A 15215-nucleotide genomic window follows, 5' to 3' on the forward strand; every position below is an offset into this window, starting at 1 on the left:
CATTTGTGAGAAGTCGCCGGGACCCCGAAACGGGTCGCACGCTGCGTGACGGACTCTTACTCTGTGTGGCGAACGCGAACCCCCACGAGGAGACACGATGATCCGCGACTTCGCCCTGGCCGCCCTCGCGGGCGCCGCGCTCGGCACCGCCTCCCCCGCGCAGGCGACCGACGTGCCCGCCTACACCTGCGACAACCTGCGCGGCGACCCGGCGACGACCGTGCTGTACGGCTCCTGCGAGGCCACTCCGGGGGCGGTCACCTCGGGTGAGTTCGCCGGCGAGGTGACCGGCCAGACCCGGCAGTACGCGATCCGCATCCGGTGCACCGGCGGCGGCCGGGCGGCGCTGCCGGGCGAGGTCCTGATGCAGGACTGCACCCGCGTCGGTTAGCTCCCGGCGTGGGCGCCCTCGACGGGCCGGCGGCCGGGCAGCAGCCGGACGAGCCCGCAGCAGGCCACGAGGGCCGCGGCGACCACCGTCAGCCCGGCGGTGACGCCGCCGGCGGTGTGGAGGTAGACGGTGGTGACGGCGGCGGCGCCGACGCTGTTGGCCAGTTGCTGGCTGGCCGACAGGGCGCCGCTGGCGCTGCCCGACTCTCTGGCGTCGACGCCGCCGAGCGTGACCTGGTAGACGCTGCCGAAGCAGGAGCCCAGGCCGAGCCCGATGACGAGGACGGGAGGGACGAGCGCCCAGACGGCCGGTCCGGTGCCCAGCGCGAGCAGCCAGAGCGCGCCGGTGAGCGTGATGAGCAGCCCGGTCAGGATGAGCCGGCGGCCGAGGCGGTCCAGCAGCCGGTGTGAGGCGACGGAGGCGACGACGATGCCGGCGGCGAGCGGCGCCAGGCTGGCGGACGCCTGGGTGGGCGTGCGGTGCAGCGCGTCCTGGAGGAAGAGCGCGAGCAGGAACAGCAGGCCGGAGACCGCGGCGTTGAACACCAGGCCGAGGGTCAGCCCGGAGACGAAGCCGCGGTTGCGCAGCAGTGAGGGTTCGAGGAGCGGGCTCGGCGCGGTGCGCTGACGCCGGGCGAACAGGACGAAGAACGCCGCTCCCGCCGCCAGGCAGGCGACGGCCCGGGGCGTCCAGCCGTGGCCCGCGCCGTCGATGAGCCCGTACAGCAGGCCGAGCATGGCGGCGGCGAGCAGGCCGGAGCCGGGGCCGTCGACCTTGACGGCGCGCTCCCCCTCGTCGCGGGGCAGCAGCCGGACGGCGAGGACGACCGCCAGGCCGCCCAGCACGATGTTGATCAGGAACATGGCGCGCCAGCCGAGGCCGAGCAGGTCGGCGTCGATGAGGACGCCGGCCAGGATCGGCCCGCCGATGGACGCCAGGCCGAGGGCGGGGGCGAAGACGCCGAACGCCTTGCCGAGCTCCTCGCGGGGGAACACGGCGCCGAGGATGCCGAACCCCTGCGGGATCAGCAGTGCCCCGAGCGCCCCCTGGAGCAGCCGGAAGACGACGATCGAGACCGGGTCCCAGGCCAGGCCGCAGGCGACGGAGGCGAGGGTGAAGCCGGTGACGCCGATGAGGAACAGGCGGCGGCGGCCGTACTTGTCGCCCAGGCGTCCGCCGACGACGAGCAGGACTCCCATGGACAGCGCGTAGGCGCTGCCGAGCCATTGGATGAGGGGCTCGCCGCCGGACAGGTCGGCGGCGATGGTGGGCGCGGCGAGGTTGGTGATCGTCGCGTCGAGGAGGTCGAGGATGGCGGCGAACAGGACGACGACCAGGACGGCCCAGCGTCTCCGGCCGGTGGTCACAACTGTGGACAAGGGGGGTTCTCTCGTTCAGCGCCGGGTGAAGGCCGCGGCGTTCTCGGCGGCCCACTGGCGGAAGGTGCGGGCGGGGGCGCCGAGGAGGGTCTGGGTGGTGTCGGCGATGGCGGCGGGCTGCCGGGAGGCGGTGGCCCACCAGGCGAGGAGCGATCCGGCGGACGCGGCCGGCATGTAGCGGGTGAGCTGGCGCTCGGCCTCCTCGTGGGTGATCCGGACGACGGGGATCTCGTGCCCGGCGACCTCGGACAGGATGGCGAGCTGCTGCCTGAAGGTGAGCCCTTCGGGGCCGGTGAGCGTGATCGCGCGGCCCCGGAGCCGGGTGCCGGTCAGCGCCTCGCAGGCGACGTCGGCGATGTCGGCGGAGTGGATGGGCGCGAGTTCGGCGTCGGGGTAGGCGAGCTGGACCGGCCGGCCCTGGCTGATGTCGTACGCCCAGCCGAGGGCGTTGCCGGCGAAGGCGTCCGGCCGCAGGAACGTGCTCGGCAGGCCGGAGGCGGTCAGGGCCCGCTCGACCAGGAGGCTGTGGCTCGCCATGGGGTCGGTCTCGGCGTCGGGGCCCAGCACCGACGAGGACGACAGCAGGACGACGTGGCCGACGCCGGCGGCCTGGGCGGCCTTGGTGAAGGCGTCGATGCCGTCGGGGTCGGGATAGAGGAAGACCTGTTCGACGCCGTGCAGGGCCGGGCCGAACGTCTCCGGCCGGTCGAGGACGACCTCGGCGGTCTGGACCCCGGCGGGGACGGTGAGCTCGGCGGGGCGGGCGCTGGCGGCGCGGACGGGCAGCCCGGCGGCGTGGAGGCGGGCGACGAGCGCCTGGGCGACCTGGCCGCGGGCGCCGGTGACGAGGATGGTCATGGCCACTCCATTCGTTGACTGAAGACACATGCATGACAGCATGCATATAAAATCCTGTCAACATGTGCCCTCAGAGGTACGATTTACAAATGACGGACGATGAGCTGCTCGACGCCGTGGGTCCCGCGTTCTCCAAGCTGAGGCGCACCTCGCTGCTGGAGGTCGAGAACCCGATCTCCGCCAAGGACCTCAGCCGGACGCTCGTGCTCAACGTCGTCCTGGAGCACCCCGGCGAGGAGGTCACCGTCGGCGGGGTGGCCGACCTGCTCGGCGTCGACCCCTCGGTGGCCAGCCGGATGGTCAGCGACAACATCAAGGCCGGCTACCTGGTCCGCGCCGCCTCCCAGCAGGACGGCCGCCGCACCGTCCTGCACCTCAGCCCGGAGGGCCGGGAGCTCATGGCCCGCTTCCGCCGCCACCAGCGGGCCGCCTACGAGTTCATCACCGCCGACTGGTCCGAGCGCGACCGGCTCGACTTCGCCCGCCTCATGCTCAAGTACGTCGACTCCCTGGCCACCCTCAGCACCCGCAGGGCCCCGGACCCCCGGTAAAACCGCTGGCCGCGACGGCATCGGGCTGGCACACTTCCGACGATGCGCGCGTACGTCGAAGAGATGGCGGCCAGGCTGGCCGAGGTGCCCGGGGTGCGGGGCGTGATGCTCGGCGGGAGCCGGGCGCGCGGCGAGCACGGGCCGGGCTCCGACTGGGACCTGGGCGTCTACTACCGGGGCGAGCTGGATCTCGGCGCGCTGCGGGCGCTGGCCGGGCCGGGGGTCGAGGTGGCCGGGCCGGGCGGCTGGGGCCCGTGGGTGAACGGCGGCGCCTGGCTGACCGTCGGCGGCGTCGCGGTGGACTGGATCCTGCGTGACCTGGACCGGGTGGAGCGGGTGTGGGCCGAGTGCCGGGAGGGCCGCTACGAGGTGGCGATCCAGGCCGGGCACCCACTGGGCTTCTGGTCGCCGTGCTATCCGGGCGAGGTGGCGCTGGGCCAGGTGCTCGCGGACCCGTCGGGCGAGCTGGCGCGGCTGCGCGCGGAGGTCGCCGTCTATCCGGAGCCGCTGCGGCGGGCGCTGACGGCGGGCGCGTGGGAGGCGGAGTTCCTGACCGGGATCGCGGCCAAGAGCGCGGCCCGCGCCGACGGGCTGCACGTGGCGCTGTGCCTGTCGCGGGCGTTCGGCGTGCTGGCCCAGGCGCTGTACGCGGCCGACCGGCGCTGGTGCCTCAACGAGAAGGGCGCGCTGGCGGTCGCCGGGACGCTCCCGGCCGCGCCCGAGGGGTTCGCCGGGCGGGTGCGGGCGATCCTGGGCGCGCTCGGCCAGGAGGCGGAGCCGCTGGCCGCGGCGGTGGAGGAGGCGCGGGCCCTGGTGGCCGAGACCCGCGCCGCCCTGGGGTGAGCGTCAGACGGTGAGCCGCTCCGGCTCGCGGGCGGGGGCGGCGGGCCGCTCGTCTTCTTCGCCCTCCACCGACAGGTTGGGCAGCAGCCGGTCGAGCCAGCGCGGGCACCACCAGTTCCACCGCCCGAGCAGCACCATGGTCGCCGGGACGAGGAAGCCGCGGATCAGCGTGGCGTCCACCGCGATGGCCACCGCCAGCCCCACGCCGAACGTCTTGACCATCGGGTCGGGGTAGGCGATGAACGCGGTGAACACCGCGACCATGATGAGCGCCGCCGAGGTGATCACCCGCCCGGTGGAGCCGAGCCCCTCGGCCACGGCGCGCCGGTTGTCGCCGTGCTTCAGGTACGCCTGCCGCACGGCCGTCAGCAGGAACACCTCGTAGTCCATCGACAGCCCGAACAGCACCGCGAACAGCAGCAACGGCACGTACGTCTCGATCGGCACGCTGAAGAACAGCGTCTCCAGGTACGAGGCGCCGGCCGGCGGGTCCATGCCGACGAGCCCGCTGCCGAGCCCGATGGAGAAGACGAGCGCGAGCGCCCCGAACGCGGTGCCGAGCGACACCAGGTTCATCAGCGCCGCCTTGATCGCCACGATGGGCGCCCGGAAGGCCAGCAACAGCAGCAGCGCGCTGAGCAGCACCACGACGGCGATGACCAGCGGGGTGCGTTCGGAGATGCGGTCACCGGCGTCGGCCAGCGCGGCCACCTCGCCGCCCACGTGCACCTCGAACCCGGGCAGGTCCAGCCCCCTGATGGCCTTGACGACCTCCAGGGCCTCCGGGTCGCTGGGCGCGTGGTCGGGGATGACCTGGACCATCATCACGGTGCCGGACTCGCCGATCTCGCCGTCGGAGACGTGGCGGACGCCGTCGACGGTCTCGATCTCGTCCCGGAGCCGGTCCAGGTCGGCGTCCGTCACCGCGTGCGGCACCGTCGCCACGACGCTGACCGGCCCGTTGCTGCCGGGCCCGAACCCGACCTCCATGAGCTCGTACGCGCGCCGTCCCGGGTCGTCCTTGGCCCCGTAGCCCTCGTCGAGCGGCCCGAGCTGGAGCGACAGCGCGGGGGCGGCGAGCGCGCCGAGCAGCAGCACGCTGCCGATGAGCACCCGCCAGGGCCGGCGGGCCACCCACGCGCCGAGCGACCCCCACCCGGACGATTCGGGCCGCCTGCCGAGGAACGGCACCTTGAGCGCGTTCACCCGGTGGCCGAGCAGCCCGAGCTGGGCGGGGACGAGCGTGACGGCGGTGAGCACGGCGGTGACGACGGAGATGCCGGTGACCCAGCCGAGCGTGCGCAGCAGCGGGAAGCCGCCGAACATGAGCGCGCTGAGCGCGATGATGACGGTCCCGCCGGCGAACACCACGGCCCCACCGGAGCTGGACACGGCGCCGCGCACGGCCTGCCGGACGGTGAGCCCGGTGGCGAGCAGCCGCCGGTGCCGCGACAGCAGGAACAACGCGTAGTCGATGCCCACGCCGAGGCCGATCATCGTGGCCATGATGCCGGCCTGCTTGGGCACGTCCACGACGTGGCCGAGCAGCCCGATCACGCCCAGGCTGGAGGCGACGCTGACGAGCGCGGTGAAGATCGGCACGAGGGCGGCGGTGAGCGTGCCGAAGGCGAAGACCAGCACGAGCAGCGCGCACACGACGCCGATGACCTCGCTGGGCCCGGTCTTGATCTCCTTGTCGGCGGGGTTGCCGCTGGCGGCGGCGACGACCTCCAGCCCGGCCTGCCTGGCGGGCTCGGCGGCGTCGGACAGGGCCTGCGCGGTGGCGGCCTGCTGGGTGCTGTCGTGGCCGCTCAGCCGGACGGTGATCAGGCCGATCTGCAGGCTGGGCGACATCCCGGCGGCGCTGTAGGGCGTGCTGACCTCGTCGACGTGCGGCTGCTCGCGCAGCCGGTCGAGCGCCCGTTCGACGGCCGCCTTGCGCGGCTCGTCCAGCAGCGATCCGTCCGGCGAGTAGACCAGGAGCTGTACGGTGCCGCCGACCTCGTAGCCGGGGCCGAAGCCCGCGCGCATGAGGTCGTGGGCCCGCTGGCTGTCGGTGCCGGGGATGGCCACGTCGTTGCTGACCGGGCTGCCGAACACGAGGCTGCCGCCCATGAGCGCGGCGGCGGCGATGACCCATAATGCCAGGACGAGCCGGCCACGCCTGGCACACCATTCGCCCAGCCGGCCCAGAAAACGTGACATCTCGCCTGTTCCCCCGTCCTGTACGCCCGTACAGGGTTTTACGATAAAGCAGGCACGCCCCGGTGGAAATGAGACGATGACCACACCTGACGACACCCGCAGCCGCATCCTGGCCGCCGCCAGGGAGCTGTTCGCCGAGCGCGGCTACGCCCGCACCTCGCTGGCCGACATCGCCGCCGCCGTGGGCCTGACCAAGACCGCCGTCGCCTACCACTTCCACCCGAAGGACCGGCTGGCCACCGAGCTGCTCGCGCCGTGCGTGGAGGACATGCTCACGCTGCTCGGCACCGAGTTCGGCGGCGACAGGCGGGCCTTCGCCGAGGCGCTGACCGGGTTTGTGGTGCGCCACCGGGCGGTGGTCCGGCTGTTCATGGAGGACCTGGGCGGCGCCGACGACGCGCCGCCGGGCTCCACCGGCGAGGCGGTGCGCACGTTCCGCGACGAGCTCTTCGCCCGGCTGACCGGCCCCGACCCGGACGACGAGGCGCGGCTGCGCGGCTGGGCCGTGCTGGGCGCGCTGCAGCTCGGCGTCACACAGACGATGGACCTGCCGGAGGAGCGGGTGCGCCGGTCGCTGGTGCGCGCGGTGCTGACGCTGGCCGGCTAGAGCCCGAGCACGTCGCGTTCGACCCGGTCGAGCGCGAGCCGCACCGCGCCCAGGGCCACGCCGTCGTCGCCGAACGTGGAGGTCACCACCTCGGGCCCGCTCAGGCACAGCTCGGCCAGGTGGCGGCGGAGCGGCGCCAGCAGCACGTCCCCGGCCTGGGAGTAGGCGCCGCCGATCACCAGCAGGTCGGGGTCCACGGCCAGCACGAGCGCCGAGGCGCCGATCGCCAGGTTCTCGGCGTAGCGGTCGACGGCGCGCAGCGCGGCCCGGTCACCGGCCGCCGCCGCCGCGAACACCTCCTCGGCGCTGCCCTCCTTGACCAGGGAGGTCGCGGCCTCCTCCCAGCCGACCTGGCGCAGCGTGCCGATCTCCCCGGCGGCGCCGGAGCGGCCGGAGTGCAGCCTGCCGCCGATCAGGATGCCCGCGCCGAGCCGGTGCCCGGCCAGGATATAGACGACGTCGGAGGCGTGCTGGGCGCTGCCGCGCCAGTGCTCGGCGAGCGCGGCCAGGTTCGCGTCGTTGGCGGCCAGCGCGGTGCAGCCGAACCAGCGCCCGGCGATGCCCGCCAGGTCGACGCCGGTCCAGCCTGGCAGCGTGAGCGACAGCGACACCCGGCCCGAGCGGTCGACGATGCCGGAGGTGCCCGCCGCCAGCGCCCACACCCGGGTGCGGGCCACGCCGGCGCCGTCCACGCAGGCCAGGCAGGCGCGGCGGGCGACGTCGAGGCGTTCGGGGGCGGGCGCGCCGGCGGCGACGGGGACGCGCTCGCAGGCGACGACCTCGCCGTTGAGGTCGGCCAGCGTGACCACGACCCGGTCGCCGCTCACGTCCACGCCCACGACGTGGCCGGCGTCGGCGCGGAAGCCGAAGCGCCGGGCGGGCCGGCCCATCACACCCCCGTCGGGCGGCACCTCCCGGACCCAGCCGCGCTCCCCCAGCTCGTCCAGCACCGCCTCCACGGTCTGCCGGGACAGCCCGGTGATGCGGCCGAGCTGGGTCAGCGTGGCCACGCCCTCCCGGCGCAGCGCGCGCAGCGTCACCTGGGTGTTGACCTTGCGCACCAGCGACGCGTCACCCGGCCGGAGGTCGGTCACTTACGAGACCTCTTTCCATAAGTTTCCTATTGACGAGTATGAGCCCGGATCCTAGCATCGGCCGACATACGTTAATCGGTTACATATGTGGAGGCGCACATGGTGACTCTCGCCGTCGTCGGCGCGGGTTCGCGGGGGACCGCGTACGCCCGCCACGCCGTCGACTCGGGCCTGGCACGGGTGGTCGCGGTGGCGGACCCCGTGGCGAGCCGGCGCGACAGGTTCCCCAGCGCCGCGCCGTACGGGGACTGGCGCGAGCTGGCGGCGCTGCCGCGCCAGGCCGACGCGGTCATCATCGCCACCCAGGACCGCGACCACGTCGAGCCCGCGGTGCGCTTCGCCGAGCTGGGCTACGACATCCTGCTGGAGAAGCCGATGGCGGTCTCCGAGGACGACTGCCGGGCCATCGTCGCGGCGGCCGAACGCTCCGAGGCGATCTTCGCGGTCTGCCACGTGCTGCGCTACACGCCCTACACGCGGGCGCTCAAGGCGCTGCTCGACGCCGGGCGGATCGGCGAGATCGTCAGCGTCCAGCACCTGGAGCCGGTCGGCTGGTGGCACCAGGCCCACTCGTACGTGCGCGGCAACTGGCGCCGGGCCGACGAGTCCACGTTCATGCTGCTGGCCAAGTCCTGCCACGACCTGGACTGGCTGGTGCACCTGATGGGCAGGCAGGTGCGCAGGGTGTCGTCGTTCGGCGGGCTCAAGCACTTCCGCCCGGAGAACCGGCCCGCCGGGGCGACCGCGCGCTGCCTCGACTGCCCGGCCGAGCCCGGCTGCCCGTACTCCGCCCGGCGCATCTACCTGCCGCTGGCCGGGCAGGACCGCTGGCCGCTGTCGGTGCTCACCGACGACGTCTCCGAGCAGGGGGTCCTGGAGGCGCTGCGGACCGGCCCGTACGGCAGGTGCGTCTACGACTGCGACAACGACGTGGTCGACCACCAGGTCGTGAACATGGAGTTCGAGGGCGGCGCGACCGCGTCGTTCACCATGACCGGCTTCACCCCGGCCGCGCACCGGCAGACCCGGATCTTCGGCACCCGGGGCTCGATCGAGGGCGACGGCGAACTGCTGACCGTGCACGACTTCGTCACCGGCCGCGCCGAGACCGTCGACACCCGGGCCACCGGCGACGGCACCGCCGCCGGCGGGCACGGCGGCGGCGACGAGGGCCTGGTCAGGGCGTTCCTCGCCGCCGTGTCGAGCAGGGACCGCACGCCGATCCTGTCGTCGCCGGGCGAGAGCCTGCACAGCCACCTCATCGCCTGGGCCGCCGAGAGGTCGCGGCTCGACGGCGAGACCGTCACGCTGGAAGGAACCCCCACATGAGAACACGGCAGATCACGGCCCTGCTGGCGCTCGGCGCGAGCCTCGTGGCCTGCGGCTCGTCCGACCCGGAACCGGCCGCGCAGGGCGGCGGCGACGGGCGCGGGCCGATCACGTTCGTCGGCGGCAAGTTCGAGGCCGAGTCGGTCCAGAAGATCGTCGACGCCTGGAACGCCGCGCACCCGGACGAGAAGGCGACCGTGGTGCTGCTGCCCGAGGCCGCCGACGAGCAGCGCAGGAAGCTCGTCCAGAGCGCCCAGACCAAGTCCGACACCGGGGACGTGATCCTCATCGACGCGGTGTGGACCAGCGAGTTCGCCGCCAACCGGTGGATCGACGAGCTCAAGCTGGACACCTCGGCGTTCCTGCCGCCCACGGTCGAGACCGGCAAGTACCGCGGCAAGCTGTACGCGATGCCGATGTTCACCGGCACCGGGCTCCTCTACTACCGGACGGACCTGGTCAAGAAGCCGCCGAAGACGTGGGACGAGATGAGGCGGATCTGCGACGAGGTCCTGCCCGAGCAGAAGGGCATGTCCTGTTACGGCGGCCAGTTCGACAAGTACGAGGGCCTGACCGTCAACTTCTCCGAGGCCGTCCACTCCGCGGGCGGCGAGCTGGTCGACGCCTCCGGCAAGCCGCAGGTCACCGGTGACGGCGCCAAGAAGGCCGCCCAGTTCCTGGCCGACGGGTTCAAGAGCGGGATGATGCCGAAGGAGGCGATCACGTACAAGGAGGAAGAGGGACGGGTCGCCTTCCAGGACGGCAAGCTGCTCTTCTACCGCAACTGGGCCTACGGCTACGAGGCCGCGCAGAAGACCGACGGGTCCAGCAAGGTCGCCGGCAAGACGGACGTGGCGCCGATCCCCGGGCTGGACGGGCCGGGCGCGGGCACGCTCGGCGGCAACAACCTGGCCGTGTCGTCCTTCTCCAAGAACAAGCAGACGGCCAGGGACTTCGTCGCGTTCATGACCAGCGCCGAGCAGATGCGGGCGTTCGCGCTGTCCAGCTCGATGCCGGTGGCCACGGCCGCCGTCTACGACGACCCGGAGCTGATCAAGAAGTATCCGTATCTGCCGGCGCTCAAGGAGGGCATCCTGGCCGCCAAGCCGCGCCCGAGCGCGGTCCGCTACGGTGACGTGACCGCCGCCATCCAGGAGTCGGCCTACGCCGTCGTGACCGGCGCCAAGCCCGTCGACCAGGCCATGACCGAGCTGCAGGCGGCGCTCGGCCCGCTGCTCCAGCCGTGATGAGCAGGCCGCGCGGGCAGTCGTGGCTGGCGGCCGCGATGCTCTCCCCCACGATGATCGTGCTGGCGCTGGTGGTGTTCTACCCGCTGGTGGCGGCGATGCGCGAGTCGTTCTACACCAGCGGGCAGACGCTGGACGCGGACGGGTTCGTGGTGGAGGGCGAGCGGTTCGCCGGCCTGGCCAACTACGCCGGCGTCGCGGGTGAGCGCTTCCTGAACGCGGCGCTCAACACGACGCTGTTCACCGTGGTCACGGTCGGCCTGGAGGTGGTGCTCGGCGTCGCGATGGCGCTGGTCATGCAGCGCGCCTTCCGCGGCCGGGCCATCCTGCGGGCCAGCATCCTCATCCCGTGGGCGGTGCCGACCGCGGTCGCCGGCCTCATGTGGAAGTGGATCTTCCAGGCCGACGGCGTGGCGAACGCGCTGCTCGGCACCGAGATCCTGTGGACGGCCGACGGCCCGTGGGCCAAGCTCGCCGTGGTCGTCGCCGACGTCTGGAAGACCGCGCCGTTCGTCGGCCTGCTCGTGCTGGCCGGGCTGCAGATCATCCCGTCGGAGGTGTACGAGGCCGCGCGGGTGGACGGCGCCTCGGCCGGGCAGCGGTTCCGCCGGATCACGCTGCCGCTGGTCAAGCCCGCGCTGCTGGTGGCCGTGCTGTTCCGGCTGATGGACGCGCTGCGGGTGTTCGACCTGCCGTACGTGCTCGTCGGGCCGCGCAAGCACTCGGTCGAGACGCTGTCGGGGCTGATCTGGGACGAGGCCACCCGGGTGCACTACGGGCCCGCCTCGGCGTACGGGACCGCGCTGTTCGTCTACATCGCGGTGATCGCGTTCGTGTTCGTCAAGCTGCTGGGGGCCGACCTGCTGAGCGACGTGCGGCAGCGGCGGAAGGAGGCCCGCGATGTGGGGTAGGGCCGGGATGATCGGCATCGCGCTGTACTGCCTGGTGCCGTTCTACTGGATGGTGGTGTCGAGCTTCCGCCGCACCTCCGACATTTACGAAATTTCGCCACTTCCCAGCCCGTGGTCGCTGGAGAGCTACGACGCGGTCTTCGCCGAGGGCATGGGGTTCGGCCGGTCGCTGGTCAACAGCCTCGTCGTCGCCGGCACCACGACCGCGGTCACGCTCGTCATCGGCACGCTGGCCGCCTACGCCCTGGCCCGGCTGCGCTTCCGGGGCAAGAACGTGATCCTGGCCCTGATCATCGCGGTCTCCATGTTCCCCGGGGCGCTGCTCATCGTGCCGCTGCTCAAGCTGTTCACCTCGATCGGCTGGATCAACAGCTACCAGGCGATGATCGTGCCCTCGATGTCGTTCGCGCTGCCGCTGACCATCTGGAACCTGACCACGTTCTTCCGGCAGCTCCCCTACGACCTGGAGCAGGCCGCGATGATCGACGGCTGCACGCCGTTCGCCGCCTTCCGCCGGGTCATGGTGCCGCTGGCCGCGCCGGGCATCTTCACCACGGCCATCCTGGCCTTCATCGCCACCTGGAACGAGTTCATCATCGCGGTCACGATGGTCAACGACCAGGACGTCCAGACGGCCACCGTACGCATCGCGCAGTTCACCGGGGCGGCCAAGTTCGACACGCCGTTCGGCACCCAGATGGCCGCGGGCGTGCTGGTCACGATCCCGCTGGTGCTCATGGTGCTGTTCTTCCAGCGCCGCATCGTCTCCGGGCTCACCGCCGGGGCCCTCAAGTGACTCTGCTACCTTTGTCCACTTCTTTCTGTTAAGTCGGTTGTGGAGGTGCGGGGCATGCGGCGGCGGCACGGAACGGTCATCGGCGGCGTCCTGGCGGCCTGCCTGGTCGCGGGCTGCTCCGGACTGCCCGGCCCCGACCGGCCCGCCCGTCAGCAGCCCCCCTCCCCGTCCGCCGCCCCGGCGGCCGTGGTCTCCCCCCAGGAGGCCGCCGCCGTCCTCGACGACTACGTCAAGCGCAACAACGCCGCCAACAAGGCCAGGAGCGACGAACTGCTCGCCGCGTACGAGGCCGGCTCCAGCTACGCCATCGACCGCGCCGCCTACGCCTCCAGCCGCGCCCTCTCCAGGACGACCGAGTACGTGCCCTTCGGCTACACCCGGCCTGCCTTCCACGCGCCCACGCCCACCTGGTTCCTGACCACCGCCCTGTGGAAGGGCCGGACGAAGACCGCCGACACCCCCACGTACCTGCTGTTCACCAAGGAGGCGGACGGCTGGCGCCAGGTGTACGCGCCCGACGTCTTCTCCGGCATCGGCGGCGCCCCCGAGCTCGCCACCCCCGCCGCCGAGGTGAAGCCGGCCGACGCGACCGGGCTGCTCATGTCACCCGCCGACTTCGCCAAGAGCTACGCCGCCCACCTCGGCGGCAAAAGCTCCACCCGATTCGCCGCCGACGAGCTCACCACCTCCGCCGCCAGGAACCGCCGCAACATGGCCCCGTACGCCAAGCTCAAGGAAGTGGTCCGGCCCGCGTCGCGCTACCCCTCGTACGCGCTGCGCACCGCCGACGGCGGCGCCCTCGTCTTCACCACCTTCCAGCGCACCCGGCGCTACGACGTGCGCCAGGGGCCGCAGCGCAACTACGTGTTCCAGAAGGACAACGGCCTCATCAAGGGCAAGTTCTACACGTACATGAACGTCACGGACCTGCTCCAGGTGGCGGCCCACATCCCGCCGAAGAGCGACGAACCCGCGCAGGTCAAGGTGATCGCCTCCTACACCGGCATCATCACCGGCAACGGCCGCTGACCCCGCCCGCGTTCAGGGCTTCGCCCGGGCCCCAGGGGTGGCCGTCGGCTTGTCGGCAGGCTTGCCGGTCGGCTCCGACGGGTCCGGGCCCGACTGCGGCGCCAGCCCCACCGTGACCACCACCGCCGCCCCCTTCCTGGCGCACCCGCCCGCCTCCAGCGACTGCGCGATGGCCAGGTTCACCTGCGACTCGTCCGCCACGACCTGGCCCTGCACCGTGACCTCGAACCCGGCCCCGCGCAGCGTGCCGGCCGCGTCCTCCCGCGACCGGCCTATCACCGACGGCACCTCGACGCCCCGCCGCGACACGGTGAGAGCCACCGGCGTACCGCCCGCGACCCGGCTGCCCGCCTCCGGCGAGGTGGACAGCACCCGGCCGTCCGGCTCCGGCCCGCACTTCCTCGTCACCGGCCCCACCGCCAGCCCCGCACCGGCCAGCGCCGCCTCCGCGGCCTCGCGGCCCATCCCGGCGACCGACGGCACCGGCACCCCCGCCGACACCCGCAGCGACACCACGGCCCCCTTCTCCACGGCGACGCCCGCCCCGGGCCGGCTCCCGAGCACCAGGCCGACCTTCCGCCCCGAGTCCACCAGCGACACCTGGCCCGCCACCAGCCCCGCCCGCTGGAGCGCCCGCACCGCCGCCGCCCGGCTCAACCCCGCCAGCGGCGGCACCGGCACCCGAGCCGGCTTCACCGCCGGCGGATCCGGCTCCCCCGGGCCGCGCCGCCCCTCGTCCTCCGGCGGCATGGCCTCCTCCACCGGCGACACGGTCGCCACCGTCGCACCCGGCCCCGCCGCGCCGCCGCCCTGAGGCATCCGGTCGTCCCGGCTGAGCGCCGGCCCCAGCAGCATCCCGAGAATCGCCACACTCACCACCAGGGCGCCCGCCACCGCCACCCCGGCCCGCCGCGCCGCCCGCCGCCCGCCACCGGACGGCGCAGGGGGCTCCGGGGTGGCGGGCAGCCGGTAGCCGGAGGCCGCGCCCGTGGCCTCGGGCTCGGCCAAGGGCCTCGACCGGGCGACGCTCCCTCCCATGGGTCCAGGTCCTTCCGGTCCTTCAGGGCCCGAGATGTCCGTACGGGGCGCCGGGACGGCCACGCCCGGGGCGCTCAGGACGTGGGCCGGCGGCGACCGGAGGACCGAATCGGGCAGCCCGCCGGAGTCCCCCAGCAGCGCCAGCAGGAGGTCCCTGCTTGTGGGCCGGTTACGCGCGTCCTTGTCGAGACAGGCGGCGACGAGCACGCGGAGCTGCCCGTCGAGCAGCCCCAGCTCGGGCGGCGCGGTGAGGATGCGGTGCAGCACCGGCGCCACCGAGTCCTGCCCGAACGGCGCGGCCCCGTTGGCGGCGAAGCACATCGTCGCCCCCCACGAGAACACGTCCGCCGCCCCCGTGACCGCCGACGCGGTGATCTGCTCGGGCGCCATGTACGCGGGGGTGCCGACGCCCCGCCCGCTCACGGTGGCGGCCGCGTCCAGCGCCCTGGCGAGACCGAAGTCGATCACGCGCGGGCCGTCGGAGCCCAGCAGCACGTTCTGCGGCTTGAAGTCGCGGTGCACGATCCCGGCCCGGTGGATGGCGGCGATGGCGGTGGCGGTGCCGACCGCGAGCCGTTCGAGCGCCCCGCCGCGCCGCGGCCCGGTGAGCATGACCTCGCGGGCCAGCGACGGCCCGTCGACGTACTCGCTGACGATGTACGCCCTGCCCTCGTCGAACCCGGCGTCGACCACCTGGGCCGTGCAGAACCTGGCCACGTGCTTGGCCAGCTCCACCTCACGCAGGAACGCCGCCCGCTCGTCCCCCACGGGGCCGTGCAGCAGCTTGACCGCGTAGGTGTCGTCGTCCCTCGTCCCGAGGTACACCACACCCTGGCCGCCCTCGCCCAGCCTCCCGGCCAGCTCGTAGGGGCCGAGTGTGCGCGGGTCCCCCGTTCTGAGGGGCTGCGCCGTCGGCACGGGTAGCCTCCCCTCGCCG

At 73.3% G+C, this 15215-nt stretch carries 14 protein-coding genes; 9 read left to right on the plus strand and 5 right to left on the minus strand.

Features of this window, described 5'->3' with window-relative positions; genetic code table 11:
• The first annotated feature begins 97 nt into the window (after positions 1 to 97).
• The gene (locus tag AB0J53_RS43800; RefSeq protein WP_357585412.1) at positions 98 to 391 is read left to right on the plus strand and encodes a hypothetical protein; all 294 of its coding nucleotides are present in this window, start codon (positions 98 to 100) and stop codon (positions 389 to 391) included.
• On the opposite strand, the gene AB0J53_RS43805 is transcribed toward AB0J53_RS43800, so the two are convergent.
• Together AB0J53_RS43805 and AB0J53_RS43810 are read right to left on the minus strand one after the other, a co-directional pair.
• The gene (locus AB0J53_RS43805) at positions 388 to 1770 is read right to left on the minus strand and encodes an MFS transporter (protein WP_364183921.1); all 1383 of its coding nucleotides are present in this window, start codon (positions 1768 to 1770) and stop codon (positions 388 to 390) included. The genes AB0J53_RS43800 and AB0J53_RS43805 overlap by 4 nt on opposite strands.
• Positions 1771 to 1785: 15 nt before the next feature.
• Positions 1786 to 2628: an NAD(P)H-binding protein gene (locus AB0J53_RS43810; protein WP_364183923.1), complete on the minus strand. Its 843-nt coding sequence runs from the start codon at positions 2626 to 2628 to the stop codon at positions 1786 to 1788.
• Between the two features lie 89 nt (positions 2629 to 2717).
• On the opposite strand from AB0J53_RS43810, the gene AB0J53_RS43815 reads away from it, so the two are divergent.
• Together AB0J53_RS43815 and AB0J53_RS43820 are read left to right on the plus strand one after the other, a co-directional pair.
• Complete coding sequence (locus AB0J53_RS43815; RefSeq protein WP_364183926.1) at positions 2718 to 3179, plus strand: MarR family winged helix-turn-helix transcriptional regulator; 462 nt, start codon at positions 2718 to 2720, stop codon at positions 3177 to 3179.
• A gap of 42 nt (positions 3180 to 3221) precedes the next feature.
• Positions 3222 to 4022 (plus strand): nucleotidyltransferase domain-containing protein, encoded by an 801-nt coding sequence (locus AB0J53_RS43820; RefSeq protein ID WP_364183929.1) that lies wholly within the window; start codon positions 3222 to 3224, stop codon positions 4020 to 4022.
• Positions 4023 to 4025: 3 nt separating this feature from the next.
• On the opposite strand, the gene AB0J53_RS43825 is transcribed toward AB0J53_RS43820, so the two are convergent.
• Positions 4026 to 6227 carry an MMPL family transporter gene (locus tag AB0J53_RS43825; protein WP_364183932.1) on the minus strand — a complete coding sequence of 734 codons (2202 nt, stop codon included), beginning with the start codon at positions 6225 to 6227 and terminating at the stop codon, positions 4026 to 4028.
• 76 nt (positions 6228 to 6303) lie between these two features.
• Between AB0J53_RS43825 and AB0J53_RS43830 the strand changes: the two genes are divergently transcribed.
• Positions 6304 to 6834: a TetR family transcriptional regulator gene (locus tag AB0J53_RS43830; RefSeq protein ID WP_219509845.1), complete on the plus strand. Its 531-nt coding sequence runs from the start codon at positions 6304 to 6306 to the stop codon at positions 6832 to 6834.
• Here the strand turns inward: AB0J53_RS43830 and AB0J53_RS43835 are convergent.
• Positions 6831 to 7928: an ROK family transcriptional regulator gene (locus tag AB0J53_RS43835; protein ID WP_364183936.1), complete on the minus strand. Its 1098-nt coding sequence runs from the start codon at positions 7926 to 7928 to the stop codon at positions 6831 to 6833. The two genes, AB0J53_RS43830 and AB0J53_RS43835, sit on opposite strands and share 4 nt — an antisense overlap.
• Before the next feature lie 99 nt (positions 7929 to 8027).
• Between AB0J53_RS43835 and AB0J53_RS43840 the strand changes: the two genes are divergently transcribed.
• The 5 genes from AB0J53_RS43840 to AB0J53_RS43860 are packed head-to-tail and all read left to right on the plus strand — an operon-like array spanning position 8028 to position 13240.
• On the plus strand, positions 8028 to 9257 hold the full coding sequence (locus AB0J53_RS43840) for a Gfo/Idh/MocA family oxidoreductase (protein WP_364183939.1): 1230 nt from the start codon (positions 8028 to 8030) through the stop codon (positions 9255 to 9257).
• Positions 9254 to 10504 carry an ABC transporter substrate-binding protein gene (locus AB0J53_RS43845; protein WP_364183942.1) on the plus strand — a complete coding sequence of 417 codons (1251 nt, stop codon included), beginning with the start codon at positions 9254 to 9256 and terminating at the stop codon, positions 10502 to 10504. Before AB0J53_RS43840 ends, AB0J53_RS43845 begins: the two co-directional genes overlap by 4 nt.
• Positions 10504 to 11415: a sugar ABC transporter permease gene (locus AB0J53_RS43850; protein ID WP_357593554.1), complete on the plus strand. Its 912-nt coding sequence runs from the start codon at positions 10504 to 10506 to the stop codon at positions 11413 to 11415. The genes AB0J53_RS43845 and AB0J53_RS43850 overlap by 1 nt, the downstream gene beginning before the upstream one ends.
• Entirely contained in the window at positions 11405 to 12211 is an 807-nt protein-coding gene (locus tag AB0J53_RS43855) for a carbohydrate ABC transporter permease (RefSeq protein WP_364183945.1), read from the plus strand. Before AB0J53_RS43850 ends, AB0J53_RS43855 begins: the two co-directional genes overlap by 11 nt.
• 54 nt (positions 12212 to 12265) lie before the next feature.
• Complete coding sequence (locus tag AB0J53_RS43860) at positions 12266 to 13240, plus strand: hypothetical protein (protein WP_364183948.1); 975 nt, start codon at positions 12266 to 12268, stop codon at positions 13238 to 13240.
• Between the two features lie 12 nt (positions 13241 to 13252).
• Here AB0J53_RS43860 and AB0J53_RS43865 read toward each other — a convergent pair whose 3' ends face one another.
• Positions 13253 to 15196: a PASTA domain-containing protein gene (locus AB0J53_RS43865; protein WP_364183951.1), complete on the minus strand. Its 1944-nt coding sequence runs from the start codon at positions 15194 to 15196 to the stop codon at positions 13253 to 13255.
• Positions 15197 to 15215: the final 19 nt, after the last annotated feature.

Origin of the sequence: Nonomuraea sp. NPDC049725 (assembly GCF_040674795.1) — a bacterium.
In the GTDB taxonomy this organism is placed as follows: Bacteria; Actinomycetota; Actinomycetes; order Streptosporangiales; family Streptosporangiaceae; genus Nonomuraea; species Nonomuraea ceibae.

Excerpts from the sequence above, each read along its gene's own strand:
- AB0J53_RS43800 (WP_357585412.1), top strand. The coding sequence starts at position 98 with ATGATCCGCGACTTCGCCCTGGCCGCCCTCGCGGGCGCCGCGCTCGGC.
- AB0J53_RS43810 (WP_364183923.1), bottom strand. The coding sequence starts at position 2,628 with ATGACCATCCTCGTCACCGGCGCCCGCGGCCAGGTCGCCCAGGCGCTC.
- AB0J53_RS43815 (WP_364183926.1), top strand. The coding sequence starts at position 2,718 with ATGACGGACGATGAGCTGCTCGACGCCGTGGGTCCCGCGTTCTCCAAG.
- AB0J53_RS43820 (WP_364183929.1), top strand. The coding sequence starts at position 3,222 with ATGCGCGCGTACGTCGAAGAGATGGCGGCCAGGCTGGCCGAGGTGCCC.
- AB0J53_RS43825 (WP_364183932.1), bottom strand. The coding sequence starts at position 6,227 with ATGTCACGTTTTCTGGGCCGGCTGGGCGAATGGTGTGCCAGGCGTGGC.
- AB0J53_RS43830 (WP_219509845.1), top strand. The coding sequence starts at position 6,304 with ATGACCACACCTGACGACACCCGCAGCCGCATCCTGGCCGCCGCCAGG.
- AB0J53_RS43840 (WP_364183939.1), top strand. The coding sequence starts at position 8,028 with ATGGTGACTCTCGCCGTCGTCGGCGCGGGTTCGCGGGGGACCGCGTAC.
- AB0J53_RS43845 (WP_364183942.1), top strand. The coding sequence starts at position 9,254 with ATGAGAACACGGCAGATCACGGCCCTGCTGGCGCTCGGCGCGAGCCTC.
- AB0J53_RS43850 (WP_357593554.1), top strand. The coding sequence starts at position 10,504 with ATGAGCAGGCCGCGCGGGCAGTCGTGGCTGGCGGCCGCGATGCTCTCC.
- AB0J53_RS43855 (WP_364183945.1), top strand. The coding sequence starts at position 11,405 with ATGTGGGGTAGGGCCGGGATGATCGGCATCGCGCTGTACTGCCTGGTG.
- AB0J53_RS43860 (WP_364183948.1), top strand. The coding sequence starts at position 12,266 with ATGCGGCGGCGGCACGGAACGGTCATCGGCGGCGTCCTGGCGGCCTGC.